Below are 18285 nucleotides of genomic sequence, written 5' to 3' on the forward strand. Positions count from 1 at the left end.
TAGTCTCTCCTTATTTCCCAAACATGTCTTTAGCTAAATCTAAAATTTCTTGATAACTATATCCTTGTCCCGATATAGCATCATGAAGCTCTCGTAACTGTTCTTTATTTAAGTCTAATTTTTTTCCTATATCCCTTACTTGCTTATTTTGTTTTTTGTTATCCCGCGGAGCATTTCCATTTTGCTTTCCAACCCTTTCACTCGTTGGACTTTCATCATCCGAGGATCCAGACCCACTTTCCCCCTTACTCTTCTCCGCCTCTTCCCATTTCTTCTGTGCCTTCTCTACGTCCTCTTCGGACTCGCCTGCCTCTATCGGATTCATCCACCAGACGGTTACGGCTACCACTCCGCCAACTATCACATGTGCGGACCCTGACGCCCGTACGGCCCCGCTCACGACTGCTGCCTTACCGGAGTTCCACAGCAAATCCCCGACTGCTGATCCGACCAGTACGCCCGCACTTGCCCCGCCTTTCTGCTTCTTGGCTTTCTCCGCTGTCGTGCAGCTCTTTGCCTCATACCTGGCCACCAGCTTGCTGCCTATCCGTACCACATTGCGCACCGCTTCGCCAAGGCCCATCTGGCTGCTGCGCCCACGGTTCTTCAGATATGCCGAATAGCCTCCGTATTCCGGTCCGGCATAGATGCTTCCGTATCCGCTCTTCCTGTTCTGTGCCCTGCCCACCGTATAGGACTTCCTGCTGCTCTTTACCTTTGGCTTCGGCTTGATTCCATAGTATGCCTTGACCTTGTCGGCTGTTTTGACAATCTTTTTTGCCACGTTGCTCAGGAAGCCGTGGCCGCTTGGGTCTTTCATGTTCACCGGGTCGTTCCCAGCATAGGTGTACCGGTTCTGCGTCACAGGCTCCAGCAGCTTCCCAAGCTCGCTGTCCTCTGTCAGGAAGCTGCCTGTCCGGGGATTGTAATATCTTGCCCGGAGATACTGGTTTCCGGTCAGGGCGTCTGTGTACTCTCCGTTAAATGTATATGGGTTGTCCGTCTCTGCGCTTGCCGATGCCTCCCCATATACATCATAGCTATAAGATAACATATTCGTGCCCTGTCTGCCAGTCAGGTTTGCGACCGAACCTCTGCCATCGTACATGTAATACTCCGTCTTATTTTCTTTCTCCCTGCTCAGACGCTGGCTCCCATACTCGTATACTGCTTTGATGTTTCCTGATGTTCCGTATTCTATCAACGACTCTGCGTATTCACGATTTACGTCATTGATATACATGGTCGCCTCGTATGTATCCCAGTCTCTTTCCTCTATGCCATAGGGTATCAGTACTGTATCGTACAATGCCTCCTTCCTTTCTTCCCCTGTCTCTGGCAATGTGTCTGTCTTATCAGGCTCCGGCAGCACTTTTACCGGGTTCTTTACAATTCCTTCTTCATCCGGTTCATCGCCGAGTATATGGACATGTACCCAGCCTGTAATCTTATCCCAATAGCGATGGAGTGCGTCACTGACAGAGAGATCTGTGACAGTGAATCCCTGGGACAGGTTCTGGAAGAAGCCGTACCAGAATCCAACCTTCTCTTCGCTTTCGGATTCACCGTCCGCCAGATTCAACCTCTTGCCAGGACGCCCTGGTTCAGCGTCCTTGCCCTCCTCCTGGACGTCATCATCCATTTCCTTTTCACTTGCTATGCGGCCCTTTTTAAAGACCGGCTCATTTTCTGACACTATTTTGCGGTTCACGACAAAGATCCGGTTACCGTCTCCGTCATAAAGTGCTGATTGGAGCAGGCTTCTGTTATCTTTTACAGCACGCAGGCGGTTCTCTGTGTCATAGCTGTAAGTCAGAATCTCTTCATCCGGTCCAAGTTCCCGTATCAGGTTCCCGTCCATATCATACTCATATGTCGTTATTCCTGCCTTACTGTCACGACTTTCCAGAAGCTGGTTCACCGGGCTGAAACGGTTCTCTTTTACAGACTGTTCCAGATGCTTTCCGGCATTCTCCGCACTACGGGTGATACGCACTTTATTTCCTGCCTTATCATATCCATACGTTATCGTTTCGCTCACCGCACCAGAAGCGACTGCACTTTGAAGTTCTCCCCTTTCATTATATCCGTACTCCCACCTTGTCGTGTTGCCGTCCTGCCGGATAATTTCTATTAATATGTTACCGCTCAAATCATACAGATAGGTATATGCAGATATGACTTTTCCATTGACGTCAAGATTTTCTATACCTGTCAACTGATTCAGCTCATCATAAGTCACGACAGATTCCGTACCGTTTGGACGTTTTATATGAGTCATACAGCCTGACGTGTCATATTTGTATGATGTCTTCTCCCCACTGCGGTCTGTGACAGCAGTAAGGCGATCCAGCTTATCATACGTGTAAGCCACGCTGCTGCCATCGGGATATATGATTTCATTGATATTCCCATAATCGTCATAATGGTATAGGATGATACTTCCGTCTCCACCTTTTACACCGGTAATCCTGCCTGCATCGTCATATGTATACACAGAGCTTCCTGCCAGATTCTTCATACCTACCCTTCTGCCATCCTGGTCATAGGCAAAAAGAACTTCTCCTTCATCATCCTCAGAATATTCTTTCATTGTCAGTTCATCCAGCTTGTTATACTCATACTGTATCGTCCGGCCGGATGCTCTCTTCACCTGTGATAATCTGCCGTTATCATCGTACTTATATGATTCTTTCTGTCCAAGCGCATTCGTCTGAGCCGTCATCTGGTCGAGAAGATTATAAGCATATCTGGTGGTATACCCATTGCCGTCCGTGCGGGATACAAGATTATCCCGTCCGTCATACACATACTGAACAGATGCTGCTTCTTCTGTTCCCACACCAACCGCAGCCTCTATGAGACGGTCAGATCGGTCGTAAGCATAAGCAGCTTTCCTCCCGCTTCCGTCCGTCAGCCCGGTCAGATTGCCATTGCCGTCATAAGCAAGCCTTACTTCTCCCCCTTTTGCATCAATGATTTCCGTCAGATTACTGTTTTTATCGTATTCATAACCTGTCTTATGGCCTGCAGCATCCGTCTCTTCCTTGATACGGTTCATGGCGTCATATAGATAGTCCGTCGTCTCGCCAAGAGGGTTCGTCTCTGAAGTTTTGTTCCCCGCCTTGTCATACGTATAAGTCGTAATGCGTCTGTCTTTTTTTCCCGCACTTGGATTCTTACCGCCATATTCCTCCATGTGCTTCAGATTTCCCGCCGCATCATACGTAAGTTCTGTAACCTTTCCGGCTGGTTCTGTTACTTTCCGGATTCTGTCCAAGGCGTCATATTCATATCCGGTCTCATGTCCGAGCGGCGTCACGATGCTGTTCAGGTTACCATGCTCGTCATACGTGTAGGATGTCTTCTGATTCAGAGGATTGCTTGTCTGGGTCAGACGGTGCATCTTATCATAAGCATACTTTACGCTTCTGCCGGATTGGTCGGCCTCACGAACCAGATTGCCGGACCGGTCGTATGTATAAGTTTTCTCCCCGTTCTCCGGCGCCTTCATCTGCGTTATCCGTCCGAGCGCATCGTATGCATAGCCATAGACTGCCTTCCCTGGAAGTGTCCGCTTCACGAGCTGGTCATAGCGGTCATATTCAAAAGTAGTCACATCTCCTTCCGGCGTCCTTTCTTCCAGCACATTTCCATGTGTATCATACTTATAAGTATAGCTCCCTCCCTCCGGCATCGTCTTTTCCGTAACACGGCCCATACAGTCATAGGCATAGGATGTGACGGCCCCCTCCATATCCGTATAGGACGAAAGGCTGCCCGTACTGTCGTATAAATAGGACGTTCTGCCTCCCTCGGCTGACACAGAGGCCTGAATCCGTCCAATCTCATCATATTCCATCGTGGTAAGATTACCGTTGGCATCTGTCTGCCCGATGACATGCCCGGCCGCGTCATAATCGTACATCTCTGTGCCTCCCATTGCATCTGTAACGGTCAGCAGATTTCCCGCTTTATCATACGTATAGCTTGTCTCTCCGCCTGACGGATCCTTCTCTGTTAAGAGCCTCCCTGCCTCGTCATACGCATACTCATCAACGCGCTCTCCTTCTTCTTTCCTGATGAGCTGGCTTTTTTTATCATATGTGTAAAAGATGGACTTTCCTTCGGCATCTGTTATGGAGCTTACGTTGCCCATGACATCATAGGTATAGGAAGTCTCATTGCCATCGGATTCCGTCAGCCTGACAAGGTTGCCGTATTTGTCATAGGTATAAGCCGTCGTCTGTCCAAGCGCATCCGTCTCTGTGAGGATATGGCCGGCCACATCGTATGTATATTCGCTTTTGCCTCCGTTGTTGTCCCATTGCTTCGTCGCATTGCCGTTTATATCATAGGCGTACTCTACTGTTAGTCCTTCACTGTCCTCTTCCTTTACAATTTGGTTCAACCTGTTATATGTATATAACGTCCTGCCTCCGTCTGGTGCTTCTATGGACGTATAATTACCATTGGCATCATATGTTATCTCATAACTGCTGCCGGCGGCATTCGTCACTTTAACCGGCAGACCCTGAACATTATATTTATAAACCGTTTTTCCTCCTGACGCGTCTGTGACGGCTGTCAGCTCTTCGTTCTCGTTATATTCATAAGCCGTACGGTTCCCGAGACTGTCTGTGACAACAGATGGACGGTTGGAAACGTTATATTCCGTCTTTATCGTATTTCCGTTGCCATCCGTCTCAGAGGTGAGATTCCCGTTGCCGTCATAACTCCAGATTGTCTCTGCCCCCGTGGCATCTGTCCTCTTGACGGGACGGCCTGCTCCGTCATACTCGTAGTGCGTCTCATTTCCAAGCAGATCTGTCTCACACACGATGTTACCTGCTCCGTCATAGTCATATCTTTCCGTACCACCATTCGGATAATGGATCTTTGTCAGGCGGCCTGTAGCATCATAATTGAAGGAAGCTGTCACACCTTCCTTGTCTATCTTTGTAAGATTGCCTGCCGCATCATAAGTGCTCTTGATTAAGAGGCCATTCACTTCCGTACGCTTTATCTCCTGGCCGAACGCATCGTATTCATATGTCTCTTTCGTACCGTCCGGATATTGCTGTACGAGAAGCCTGCCATCCGACGAATATTCATATGTAATAGATGCGCCGCTTTCATCCGTGTCGGATGCTTTTTTACCGGATACGTAATCATATGTGTAATACATGCTGCTGCCCTTAGCATCTGTCTCTTTTATGACATTGCCAATTGCATCATACTCATACGTAATCGTATTTCCCGCCCCATCACTTTCGCTTGTCAGCCGGTTCCTGCTGTCATATGTCTTGTCCGCCACCTTACCTTTTGCATCCGTTTCCCTGATACAGTTGCCGTTTCCATCATATGCATACGAAAACGAACTTCCTTCTCCATCACTTCCAGATACGAGATTGCCGAGACCGTCATATACGAAAGTTGTCATATTCCCATTGGCATCTTCCGAGGCGATTGCCTGTCCATTTGCATCCAGCATATAAGTTATGGTATTTCCCTCGCCGTCTGTCTCCCGGATTATCCGCCCCTCCAGGTCGTAACCCGTCAGCACAGTATGCCCGTTCCCGTCAGTCCTTCCAGTCACTTGCCCCATAGCATTATAGGTAAATGACGTCTTGCTGCCAAGCGGGTCTGTAATGCTTTTAAGCCACGCCCCTTCATAAGCGTAACGGGTCGTATTCCCAAGTGCATCTGTCCGGGAAGTAATACGGCCTCTGCTGTCATGAGTACAAGATTCCACTTCTTTGCCTGCCTTCTTGACCGTTGTCTGATTGCCAGCTTTGTCATAGCTGTATTCCGTCTTCGTTCCGCCGTAATCCGTCTCACTAAGCAGATGATGCTCCCCGTCATACATATACGTTCTGGCAGTTCCGTCATAGAGCGTCTCTTTCGTTATATTTCCGTCGGTATCGTATGCGTAGCTAACCGCATGCCCCATTTCGTCAGTCTCCTGCACGAGCCGGTTCCCGTCATATACTTTTTTCTCTTTTGTCCCATCTGCATGGAGAACAGACGTAGTGCGGAACTGGTCGTCATATGCATAGACTGTTTTATTTCCGTTGCCATCTACAGTGACCGTCTTACCTTCATCATAGGTGAGAACCACTTCATATCCGTTGGCATCCTTCTGTCGGATGACACGGCCCTCGCTGTCATAAATATTAGTGGTAACGCAATTATCTTTTCCGTCATACCATGCAGTCATGCAGTGCATATCATCGTACTCATAACGTGTAACCGACCCACATGCGTCCGTGTAACGAATGAGGTTGTCATCATCGTCATAAGCGTAGGACAGTTTTCCCCCGTTTGGAAGTGCAATTTGAGCCACCTTGCCGTCCTCTGTCATTGCGAATCCGTATACGCTCCCGGCCGGAGACGTCACAGCGGTAAGATTATAGTTCTTATCGTAAGACAGTACAGTAGCATTGCCCTTTTCATCTGTTAACTTTGTCATGCTGCCAAAGCAGTCGAACCGCCGCACTACGTTATCTGTATCTGTTATCTCATATTCATATACCGGATACTTAACTTTACCTGTTCCAAAGTCATACTCTTTCTCTCTTGTCTTAATTCGCTTTAAATCATAATCATAGCCTTCCGGACAACTATAGACTCCTTCCTCTGTCTCGGCAAAATACAGGGAGCTGCCGTCTCCCCGTGTATATATAAGCGTACCGTCCTCCATTTTGGACAGATAATCGCCGTAAGAGAACTGCCATCCCCGTCCAAACGGGCTTATATATGAGGCACCTTTGGAGTTATAATTCCTTTCTACGGAAAACTCTCCTGCAAAGTCCGGAACAGATGCATCCGTATGTGTCAGATAAAAGTTACCTGTATTCAGATTCACAGGTTCAAATCCGAATTCACAATGAAGCCCTCTTCCCATAAGCTGAGCATCTATCTGTGCCTTTGCTTTGTCATCCAGAGGCGGAGGATTGTAAGGCTTCTCGGCGTTCTTCTTTGGATTGCGGATGAACAGCGTATTGTTAGCCGTAAGCAGCATATCCTGTATCCGGTTGTCAAAACTGATCTGGCTGAGAGGTATCCCATAATAGCTTGCGATTTTCGGCAACGTGTCATACTGCTTCACCTTATATACTGTGAATCTGTCAGATGATGATTTTCGTCCTGTCTTTCCGTTCTTTGCAGCAGAAGCCTCTATCTGGTACAAAACATTATAGTCCGGATCCACAAATGGATATACCGTCTGCCAGTTCCCCTGCTTGTCCCGGTATCTTGTGGTAGTCTTTGAAAATGCTCCTTCGAATGCTTCACTGTTCGGATATCGTTTTGTATGTCCCGCCGATACATTGGCACCATACTTTTTAGAAGTATCATTCAATTGATACGTAACTACGGATTCCGGTGTCGCAAGCCCGTCTGCAAACACACCCTGGAAGGCCAGTCTGCCGCTCATGTCACAATCAATCATGGAGCGCAGGTTCACTGTCGTCTTATCAAGGGAGTAAGCTGGGTCTACGGGATTCGGATATACCCAGTTAATCTCGATATAAGGCTTCTTGTCAGGCGTAAATGTAGGCTGGACGGAACTGTTGGAGTCCGGGGTGAAAAATGCCGCTCCCCACTGTGTCTCGTCCTGCGCCATCACCATCAGACCGTACGAAGGCGCGATACCTGCCGACCAGTCGTTCACACTTTGACGGATATCAAAGTTCTTCCAACCATTTCCTGCTCTTACCGTGGCATTTTCTCCGGCAATTTCCCTGCCGATACCGACAGAATTCTCCCATGAGATTGAAGCAGGGGTCCAGTTCTGTTTCAGCCGATAACAGGCATAAGTAGCGGAACTTGCATAGGCAGAATACTCATACATGTGAAGATACGCACTCTGTACAACCGCCTCCTCCGGTATGAGCTTCTTCATATTATAGTTGAGCTGGAAGAACATCCGTGTCTTGCCCAGATCACCACCCTTTACTCCCGTTACCGCTTCACTGGCATATCCTACGTATCCAAACGCAGAAGCTGCATACTTACCCGTCTTGCTCGTAGTTGTCACGACGGACAGCTTTTCAGCAGGAATTGTGATGGTAGGGTCTATCTTGACCGGATATACCCTATCTTCAGATGCCAGCCATTCTTCATCTCCTGTCACTGTAAGGACATATCGTCCGCCGGTTTCCTCAAGCTCCATTACGACTCCTGCACTTCCAGACCCGGACGCATCAGTCATTAACGGCGCCGTAAGGTAAAAAAGCACTTCCCTGTCCGGCGCTTTAACTCCTCGTTTCCAGACAGCTATTACGTTGTTTTCCAGCGTAGCTTCATATTCTTCTGCCGAGAAAGCATAGGAAAAACTATGACGTGCTTCTTTTTCTCTCAGGATAATATCTTCCTTTACATTGTCACCTCTTACGGTATACTGTATATCTACGTTCTCCGACACATCATTGTATAAGACTGCATTCCCCAGAACAGACGGCCTGCTATAGTCTCCATCCTGCGGAAGAAGCTCTAACTGTTCTCCATTCCCCGCCGTAAGTACAATCCCATTATTCTCTGTCATTTTAGCCGGAAGCATGATATGCATACTGTTTGCTTTGTTCGTATAGTATGTGGCATCTGTTTGTTCTGTACCCCGGCTGCGGCGGCTCTGCTGTTTTTCTATGAGGGTATTGTCAATCTCCTTAAGCTCTCCCTTTTCATTCCGGTATAAATTCGGTTCCGTCGTGCTGATAAACTTGTAGCTGCCCGTATCCGTCTGAAAGACTTTACCATATTCAAACATTTCTACCGGGGCGCCATAACGGGCTTCCAGTTCATCCATCCGTTCATCCTCCAGTTCAGGCTGACGGATGACATCCTGTCCCTTCTTTTCGTTGCCGGGAAGTGTTTCCTCTGCTTTTCCAGCTTCGGTGTCCGCTTCCTCTTTTCTTTCGGCATGCACGTCCGGATTGTCCGGATTTTTATCCATATCCCTTCTATCACCGGCTCTGTTCTCTTCTATATATTCCTGCTGGTGTCTCTTAATCTCGTCCTTCTGCTGTTCCTCTTTCCACTCTGCCATCTCCTCCTCTGCTTTATCCCGAATCTCTCCGGCAAGTACGAGCAGATCCCAGGATAGGACAAGTGAAAGAATCATTGCAATAGCAAGGAGGCGCCTCATACATCTTCGGACACTATAATTGCTCAACTGCTTCATCATCCGCCCCTCCTTTCCTGTATTGACGGTAGACATACCGCCACAGGGCATATGTCACAGCCGCGGAAAGTACAATCCTGACAGCCAGTGCCAGCAGACCCGTCCCCATACATTTCAGCGCCACCTGTACTATCGTATATAAGGCACAGGCCGCAGCCGCTTTCGGCATGACAGCTCTAAGTCCTCTCTCGATTCCGGTAATGATATAGAGAAGCAGAATCAATGCACTTGCACGGATTGGTACCTGAATAATCATGCACATGACATCTGACGCCACCTTAATCTGTGCGTTTTCCAGACCGGTCAACCGTCCCATCGCCCATGTGAGCCCACCAACCAGCAGACTCAGCAGGAGCTGAAGGAACAGATAGCCTCCTCCCAGGTAACAAAGTCCTCTGGCAGAATTTTTGATATTTCTCTTCGGCTGTATTATAAATACCGCTGCTCCCATGAGCCCGGCTCCTGCAAGATATAGGCAGGCGACGATTATACCGGAAGACAGAGCAGACACGTCGTCTGCTATCCGGCGCAGCAGGTCATACGCCATGCAGTGGCTTCCGATACTCCAGGAAAGTATTCCTGCAGCCATACATAGTCTTTTCTTATTCATAACACATTACCCCCTCCTACGGCCCTGTTATGGATGCAGGCGCTTGTATTCCTGTAATGCATAGCTGTCCGTCATACCGGCTATAAAGTCCGTAATATTGCGTACGAGTATCTTCCTCTTCTCAAACCGGACGAATTCATCTTCAGGCAAGTCAATCTCTTCCTCCAGTCCTATCTTATCTTCAACGATAGATTGTATCTCCTCCTTCACGATGTCCATATTGCCAGACCCAAGATGGATGGCACTCTCTCTGACCGAGGCATCCTCATGCTGCAGCATATGGCTGTATATCCTCTGCAGCGTCCCCTTGTGGAGCAGCCGCGGATTCCGATAGTAATCCTGGAATAGCGCATAGATGATCTTGTTTCCGGTGTGGTCGAATCTTGCAACTTCCGCACTGGATATCACCCTCCTGTTGATGATCTGTTCCAGATATCTGCACACGTCCCAGTCGGCTTTTGACAGCGTGACGATCTCTTTGTCGATGCTGCCGTCTGCGGGCCTTTCATACTCCTCCATCCTCTCCCTGCTGTAGCAGATTGCACCATTGATAAAGTAGTGGACTATCGCCGATACCATCCTGCCTGCCATCAATTCTCTGTCAGATATGTATGTACGTTCATATGTATCGAACATGGCCTTCTCTTCCCGCAGCTCTTCCCGTATCGCATGATACTTATCCAGATCCAGATGTGCAATCAGCTCTTCCACCGTAATCAGCCCTGAGGAAATCGCATCGTCAACATCATGTCCTCTCTGGGCAATCTCGTCCGCCAGTGCTACCGCCTGTCCTTCTAGGGTGGAACAGATATAATATCCTTTCTTCCTGCTTGTGAAGCGCTCTTCCAGTTTCAGGTGCGCAACGGTCTCTTTATCGGCAAAGTCGCTGATGCTTATCTCTTCTTTCAGCTTCGTATGCTTCAATACCCCTTCCATCACCTGGCAGCTGATGTTCAATCCTTCATGGGCCACATATTTCTCTTCTAATTTGTTCAAGACACGCAGCCCCTGGTAATTATGCTTGAATCCGCCGAAACAGCCTGTCCTGCAAGCTATTCCATCATCCGGGAACTCGATGCACGGAAGCGTTCCGGATAAGATCGCCTGCAGCGTCCTCTCTCCCTGATGTCCGAACGGCGTATGCCCGAGGTCGTGCCCGAGCGCTATCGCCTCCGTCAGGTCCAGATTCAGACCAAGCGCATACGCAATGGCTTTGGCAATCTGGTTTACTTCCAGCGTATGTGTCATCCGTGTGCGGTAGTGGTCACCTTTTTGGGCACCGAATATCTGCGCTTTGTCCACCAGCCTGCGGAACGCCTTGCTGTTGACGATCCGTTCTCTGTCCCTCTGGAATGCCGCCCGGTCTCTGTCCGCCTTAATGCGATACCTTCTGACACATTCGTTCTGATGGCAGGCCAGCTCGTGCAGCTCATAAGGTATCTCCTCTTCTGTACCGGTACCGTCCTGTACAAATTCTTCCTCTTCCTTCTCTCCCTTTGCCTTACCACTGTTTATCAGCAGATCTTCAAAGGACCGGATCAATTCTGTAAAATGGTTGATCATTACATAACTGCAGCTTTCATAGTCAGCTTTCAGGTCCAGGTCTAATTTGTCCAAAAGGTTATGAATCATGTTCGAATCGTCAAGATGCAGAAGCATCTTATATGTTATCGTCATGCTTTCCTCTTTGGAATCCACCTCGCAGTAGCCCGCATACAGTTCCTGATTACAGAGTCCCCCAGTATCTTCATCGTAGCAGATCATCGCCACGATCCCGTCTGTCCCGTCTCTTTCCCTGTCGTACCTGTCCTTGAAATTATCGTAGTTCAGTCCATACAGCGCATATGTATTTTCAATTTCCCTACTATAGCTTTCCACGGCATTCTTCAGGATTGCCTCGGCCCCCTTTTTAAAATCCGCATTCTTCTTCAGTTTGATTACATACAATGTATTCTTCATCTTTCTTCTCCTTCGTCGTCTTCAGAATGTCGAGTTTCGTCCTCTAACACAAAAAAAGTCACAGAACTCGAAGTCCTGTGACTTTTTCGCCTTATCATATTGTCGAAAACTGTACCATTCCATACTAACACCGCCTGCGTGCTTTTACATATTATAACATTTATCGTAAGATTCATCCACTGCAAAATTGTAATAAGCCACGTAACCGGTACATACTACCCTTTATTACAGACGTTCAATAACGTGCGGTGCTGTCTCCGCCTGAATCCTCTTCCACAGGCTTTTGACAAAAGAAAAGCTTGCCCATACCGCAAATGCATAACCGATGACCAGATCCTTTATGACTCCGCCGCGGACTTCATCCACACCGAGGAAGTCCGGAATCATCTGAAAGGCTTCTGTCGGCGTAATCCAGTAATCAGCCTTGAGCTCCCGGTAAATGGTTATGCCTAAGGATGCACATTCAGCCGCTGCAATTGCCAGCAATGAGAATATGATACAGAGGATGATTCCCTTCTTCGATACGGTGCCTCCTGCCTTTTCATATCCCTTTACACTTCCATAAACGATAGCGTACCCTGCAAGGCCGGCGATAAACCCGAACTGGCCGATCACAATCCAAAGTGCAGAGCCGAGGACCGCTCCTAATAGAGCCCCGAGCACGCCGAGAGGAAGATGCTCTCTTCTTCTCCTGCTGCCATCGGTCTGAATCATACCTTCTGCAATCCCGGTATAGCAGCTGCCGCACAGTGGTTCGCTGTGGCTGTCAACTGCGGATATGTCAAGCTGTTCCGTCGACCCACAGACGGCACAGCAGCTGTATATCTGCAAGTCCGCACATTTTGCCGTTATATCTTCCAGCAGATGCGTCAGGTTATCCCTGTCCCACTCCTCTTGTGATGCTATATTTACAGTGACTGCATTTTTCGAGTTGTATCCTGCATAGTTTACGAAAGGATAACTCTCTTCCAGGGATTTCACATATGCCAGAAACTGATCCTTATATGTACTCCTCTCCACATCAAGGTATAACGTTATCTTGTACTGCGCACTCTGCTCCAGCGGGTTCACGATTACGGCTGCTCCATTGACAAAACCGTGTATCACATTATGATGCCGACTGACCGCAAGGCCGTCCGGCACTACCTTATCCAAATTCATATTCTTTTCCTCCTCTGTCATATGCTGCATTTATCCGGCTCTTACCTTTTCATCCCGAGCAGGTAGTCCACGAACTGCTGCGCGGTCCTTCCCGACAGTCCGCCGTGGCTCAGCTCCCACCTGTTCGCTTCAAGCAGCAGCTCATCCTCCGGCATATGGATGCCATTTCGAAGTGCAATCTGCCTGACGATCTCCTGGAATTCCTTCTTTTCCGGACGGCCGAAGTAGATGGTCACTCCGAATCTGGCCACAAGAGACAGCTTCTCCTGTACCGTATCGTTCGTGTGCAGCTCTTCATCACGGTCCGCCTTATCCTTGAACGTCTCACGGATCAAATGCCTCCGGTTGGACGTGGCGTATATGAGCACATTATCCGGCTTGCGTTCGAGACCTCCTTCGATGACGGCTTTCAGATACTTATACTCTATCTCAAATTCCTCAAAGGAGAGGTCGTCCATATAGATGATGAACTTATAATTGCGGTTCTTTATCTGTGCGATGACGTCATTCAGGTCCTGGAACTGATGCTTGTATATCTCTATCATCCTCAGACCCTGGTCATAATACTGGTTGAGGATGGCCTTGATGGATGAGGACTTGCCGGTGCCTGCGTCTCCATATAGCAGACAGTTGTTGGCACGACGCCCTTCCACGAATGCCTGCGTATTGTCTGTCAGCTTCTTTTTGGCGATATCATACCCGACAAGATCATCAAGATGGACATGGGCTATCTTTGTTATTGGCATTATCTCAGCTCCTTCCGCTGTATGTTCTATGCGGAACGCCTTGTGGAGCCCAAGCTTGCCTACGCCGAACTCCTTGTAGAACCCGGTTACTGTATGTTTAAATTCCAGGCTGCCGGATACACCGGCCAGCGCTTTCCCAAGCCCGCATATACGGCTGCTGATCCTCGTGTTGAACACGTTGCCATGCTCATCGCCAAGCCCTCTGTAATTCCGGACAAATGACAGGCAGCCTGCGCCCAGCTCCTTTTCCAGTAAGGTAAAGTCATAGTCGAACAGCTCTTTGAATATCTCAAAGTCGTGCAGGGCCGCATCGTTGATGCTGCCGTCTACTTCGCCGATAATCTCACAGGACGTGCTGTAAGCGTTTTCGTCGCTGGCAAGCAGATATGTAAGATAATCATGCCACAGGTTGCCCTCGAAGCCATGGCTGGCAGCCAGCTCCAGGAGTTCGTTCACCACATCGAACAGAAGGCTTCGCATATCTTCTTTATTGTAGTATTCATTGTCATAATTCTCCATAAGGAACGTCATATCATCAAGAATCTGCTGCTGTTCCATATGTTTGTAAAGGATTAACTCGTTCGTTCTCATCTGCTTCCTTCTCCTTGCCTAATAATTGCCGAGAATCTTAAGGCTTCGGCTTTCCTCCCTCAGGCCGCGGATTGCATTTTTTACCGCTCCGTCGCTTAAGCTGCCCTCGAAATCCACAAAAAAACGGTATTCCCACGAGCGGCCCTCTACCGGCCTGGATTCAATCTTTGTCATATTCAGGTCATTGTATATAAAATGGGACAGCAGATGATACAAGGAACCGCTCTCATGCGCAACCTCAAAGCAGATGCTGATCTTATCCGCATCCTTTCGAAATATCTTCTGGTTCGTAACGACGATGAATCTTGTAAAATTATTCTTCTCATCATTGATCCCGTCCACCAGGACAGAAAGGCCGTGTACCTTAGCAGCGTACGCGCTGCAAACCGCAGCCTGCGTACAGTCCGCGTCATCCAGAATCTTTTTGGCCGCGATTGCTGTATTCACGACACTGATCTGCTGCCAGTCGGCATGGTCATCCAGGAAGCGGGACGTCTGCATGAGCGCTTCTGCCTTGGAATAGACTCGCTGTATATCTGTAAGCTCTGTCCCCGGCAGTCCCGCCAAGGTGTGTGTTACCGGAAGGATCGTCTCCCCTACGATATAATTCTCAAATTCCACGAGCAGATCATACATCTCATTTACGGCTCCTGCCGAAGAATTCTCAATCGGAAGCACGGCATAGTCGGCAGATCCTTCTTCTATCGCCTCCATGGCATCCCGGAACGTCCTTACATGAAAGCTGTTGCAGCCTTCGCCAAAATACTGCTGCATAGCCGCCTGCCCGTACGCCCCTTCCACGCCCTGAAAGACGACACGTGCCGTGCGCTTATCAAGCGAATCCACCTCTATAAACGGCAGGCGGCCAAGGGCTCCGGCCTTCACAAGCTGCTGGTACTGCAGCTTCCTGCTCATGGACATGAGCTGCTGGTAGAGTTCTTGAATACCTTTCTTGTTAAAGTCGCTGCTGACCTTGGAGGCCACATCTGCCAGCTTATTCTTTTCCCTCTGCCGGTCGAATACCTTCTTCCCTTTCTCAATCTTGTATTCTCCGACCTGTTCGCATATATTCATGCGTCTTTCATACAGTTCCACAATCTGTGCGTCTATCCCATCCAGCTGTTCCCTCAGTTCTGATAACTCTGCCATATCCTTCTATCTCCTTCTTGCAAACTAATCTGTATTATAATATATTTCGTGCATAAAATCTACTGCCCTTTGGCATACTTACAACGTATGAAACATAATTTTCTCTCCTGTGGAACGGCAGGCTGGTGCATGGAGATTCTTTTCACCGGCCTCCATTCCTATAAAGAAAAGAATCCCACGCTGATGGGCAATACGTCTATCTGGATGTTCCCGATATATGGAATGGCCAGTTTCCTATCGCCCGTCTGCAAAGTCCTGAAAGGTAAAAGCCCGGTCCTTAGAGGAGGTGTATACACATGCTGCATTTTTATCGGAGAATATATCACCGGGTCTGTTTTACGCAGGATTGATGCCTGTCCGTGGGATTACAGCAAAGCGCCTCTGAACATTAACGGCCTCGTCCGCCTTGATTATGCGCCCCTCTGGTTCGGCGCCGGACTGCTGTTTGAAAAAATCCTGTCCAGAAGTTGAAAATCTTTCGTATTTATTATATGATATATGAAAGATTTTCAATATGGGAGGATTATGATATGAATACCAAGGAATGCATCATGACACGAAGAAGCATCCGCAGGTTCAAGCCGGAACGTGTGGATCATTCTCTGTTAGAATCTCTGATATCTACCGCATCCTATTCGCCGTCCTGGAAGAATAGTCAGATTACCCGTTATATCGCAGTCGAAGATCCTTCAATTCTTGATACTATCGCTACTCATTTTACCCCGGAATTTAATTCCAAGATTGTAAAGCAGGCACCACTGCTTATTGCAGTTACTTTTGTAAAAGGTATCTGTGGTTTTGAGCGCGACGGTTCCTTTACGACAGATAAGGGAGACCGCTGGCAGATGTTTGACGCAGGTATCGCATGCCAGTCGTTCTGTCTTGCCGCTCATGAAGCAGGGCTTGGAACGGTAATCATGGGAATCTGGGATGAGGATGGCATCAGCGGACTGCTGCATATATCCAAGGACGAGGAGCTTGCCGCCTTAATAGCCGTCGGCTGGCCTGATATCGAACCGGCTGTACCCAGAAGAAAATCTGTGCAAGAAGTATTGACATATGTATAAGGAGGTTTTTATGAGACATTTGATGAGTCCACTGGATTTCTCGGTGGAAGAGTTGGATAAACTGATGGATCTGGCTAATGATATCGAAGCCAATCCGGAAAAATATGCGCATGCATGCGAGGGGAAGAAGCTTGCCACTTTGTTCTATGAGCCAAGTACAAGAACGAGACTGAGCCATGAGGCTGCCATGCTTAATCTGGGTGGCAGTATCATGGGGTTCTCCACTGCCGATTCCAGTTCTGCCGCTAAGGGGGAAAGCGTGTCAGATACGATCCGTACCATATCCTGCTATGCAGATATCTGTGCCATGCGCCATCCGAAGGAAGGCGCGCCTATGGTGGCATGCCGCCACTCTTCCATCCCTGTGATTAACGCAGGGGACGGAGGACACCAGCACCCGACCCAGACACTGACAGACCTGCTCACCATCCGCTCTTTAAAAGGGCATCTCTCCGACATGACCATCGGGCTCTGCGGGGATCTGAAGTTTGGACGTACCGTCCACTCGCTTATCCATGCACTCGTCCGATATACGGGTATCAAATTTATACTGATATCCCCTGAAGAGCTGAGGCTTCCCAGCTACATACGCAACGATGTCCTGGATGCCAGAGATGTACCTTATGAAGAAGTTGTCCGTCTTGAAGAAGCTCTGCCCAAATTGGATATCCTGTACATGACACGTGTACAGAAGGAGCGCTTCTTCAATGAGGAAGACTATGTGCGTATGAAGGATTTCTACATCCTGGATGCGAAGAAGATGACGCTGGCCCCGGATAATATGTTCGTACTCCATCCGCTGCCGAGAGTGAACGAAATCTCTGTAGAAGTAGACAGTGACCCAAGAGCTGCATATTTCAGACAGATGCAGTATGGCGTCTACGTGCGGATGGCTCTCATACTCACATTACTGGAAATTGAAGTTTAGGAGGAATTGTAATGGTTGAAAATACACTAAACGTAGGCAGCATATCGGAAGGTTTCGTACTGGACCATATCCAGGCGGGAAGAAGCATGGATATCTACAAGCACCTGAAGCTGGATAAGCTGGACTGCTGTGTGGCTATCATCAAGAATGCGCGCAGCAGCAAGATGGGAAGGAAAGATATTATCAAGATTGAATGTCCGATAGATTTCATAGATCTCGATATCCTTGGCTTTATAGACCACAATATCACGATCAACATCATCAAGGATCAGAAGATCGTGGACAAGAAGGCTTTAAAGCTTCCGAAAGAGATTACCAACGTCATCCGATGCAAGAATCCGCGCTGTATCACTTCCATCGAGCAGGAGCTGGACCACATCTTTGTCCTGACAGATCCGAAAAATGAAATCTACCGCTGTAAATACTGCGAAGAGAAGTACGACGAGCGTTAGGAATGTGAGTTTAAGTAAATTAGGACGCCGCTGGGGAGGCAGGGGGCATCTGCTGCGATGCGTCCGGGACTGCGACTATCACACAGATTTCTAAGCCTGTGGAATGTTTGCCGATAGCGGCTCACACCCCACGGCAATGTCATTAAGTTAAGAAAACAGAAGAAAGATGTAGAATACTTTAAAATATATATTCTGCATCTTTCTTCTGTTTTTTATAAAAAAGGTTGACAATTCTTTAGAAATTTGTGGCGAAGCCAATTAATTATATATTTCTTAAGGAGGTTCCACCTATGCATTTTCCACAGATTCTAAAGAAGAAGCTACTCACACTCATCTCTAAGATGGCCGCCAATCCGGCCCCCTTCGTCCGAAGGCCGGGGCACGATTTTGTCAGGATCCGCAAGCTTGGCTTCGAGCAGATGCTCCGTATCCTTATCA

At 48.3% G+C, this 18285-nt stretch carries 10 protein-coding genes; 4 read left to right on the forward strand and 6 right to left on the reverse strand.

Annotation, left to right across the window (positions count from 1 at the left end):
* Positions 1–10: 10 nt before the first annotated feature.
* The 6 genes from HMPREF0980_RS18870 to HMPREF0980_RS06460 form a co-directional block, all read right to left on the reverse strand.
* Positions 11–9187: an RHS repeat-associated core domain-containing protein gene (locus tag HMPREF0980_RS18870; RefSeq protein ID WP_198146177.1), complete on the reverse strand. Its 9177-nt coding sequence runs from the start codon at positions 9185–9187 to the stop codon at positions 11–13.
* Positions 9162–9794, reverse strand: a complete 633-nt coding sequence (locus HMPREF0980_RS06440) for a hypothetical protein (RefSeq protein ID WP_049728256.1) — start codon at positions 9792–9794, stop codon at positions 9162–9164. Before HMPREF0980_RS06440 ends, HMPREF0980_RS18870 begins: the two co-directional genes overlap by 26 nt.
* Before the next feature lie 27 nt (positions 9795–9821).
* Positions 9822–11753 carry a deoxyguanosinetriphosphate triphosphohydrolase family protein gene (locus HMPREF0980_RS06445; RefSeq protein ID WP_049728257.1) on the reverse strand — a complete coding sequence of 644 codons (1932 nt, stop codon included), beginning with the start codon at positions 11751–11753 and terminating at the stop codon, positions 9822–9824.
* Positions 11754–11978: 225 nt separating this feature from the next.
* Positions 11979–12914: a hypothetical protein gene (locus HMPREF0980_RS06450; protein WP_147629782.1), complete on the reverse strand. Its 936-nt coding sequence runs from the start codon at positions 12912–12914 to the stop codon at positions 11979–11981.
* Positions 12915–12955: 41 nt separating this feature from the next.
* Complete coding sequence (locus HMPREF0980_RS06455) at positions 12956–14251, reverse strand: ATP-binding protein (RefSeq protein WP_049728259.1); 1296 nt, start codon at positions 14249–14251, stop codon at positions 12956–12958.
* An 18-nt stretch (positions 14252–14269) separates the two neighbouring features.
* Positions 14270–15400, reverse strand: a complete 1131-nt coding sequence (locus tag HMPREF0980_RS06460) for a bifunctional chorismate mutase/prephenate dehydratase (RefSeq protein ID WP_049728260.1) — start codon at positions 15398–15400, stop codon at positions 14270–14272.
* A gap of 87 nt (positions 15401–15487) precedes the next feature.
* On the opposite strand from HMPREF0980_RS06460, the gene HMPREF0980_RS06465 reads away from it, so the two are divergent.
* The 4 genes from HMPREF0980_RS06465 to HMPREF0980_RS06480 are packed head-to-tail and all read left to right on the forward strand — an operon-like array spanning position 15488 to position 17847.
* The gene (locus tag HMPREF0980_RS06465; RefSeq protein ID WP_084002662.1) at positions 15488–15871 is read left to right on the forward strand and encodes a putative ABC transporter permease; all 384 of its coding nucleotides are present in this window, start codon (positions 15488–15490) and stop codon (positions 15869–15871) included.
* 59 nt (positions 15872–15930) lie between these two features.
* On the forward strand, positions 15931–16467 hold the full coding sequence (locus tag HMPREF0980_RS06470; RefSeq protein ID WP_049728262.1) for a nitroreductase family protein: 537 nt from the start codon (positions 15931–15933) through the stop codon (positions 16465–16467).
* A 10-nt stretch (positions 16468–16477) separates the two neighbouring features.
* Positions 16478–17395, forward strand: coding sequence for an aspartate carbamoyltransferase (pyrB, locus tag HMPREF0980_RS06475; protein ID WP_049728263.1), 918 nt, complete (start codon positions 16478–16480; stop codon positions 17393–17395).
* Positions 17396–17406: 11 nt separating this feature from the next.
* Positions 17407–17847 (forward strand): aspartate carbamoyltransferase regulatory subunit, encoded by a 441-nt coding sequence (locus tag HMPREF0980_RS06480; protein ID WP_049728264.1) that lies wholly within the window; start codon positions 17407–17409, stop codon positions 17845–17847.
* The last annotated feature ends 438 nt before the right edge of the window (positions 17848–18285 follow it).

It is taken from the genome of Dorea sp. D27 (genome assembly GCF_001185345.1).
GTDB lineage: Bacteria > Bacillota > Clostridia > Lachnospirales > Lachnospiraceae > Extibacter.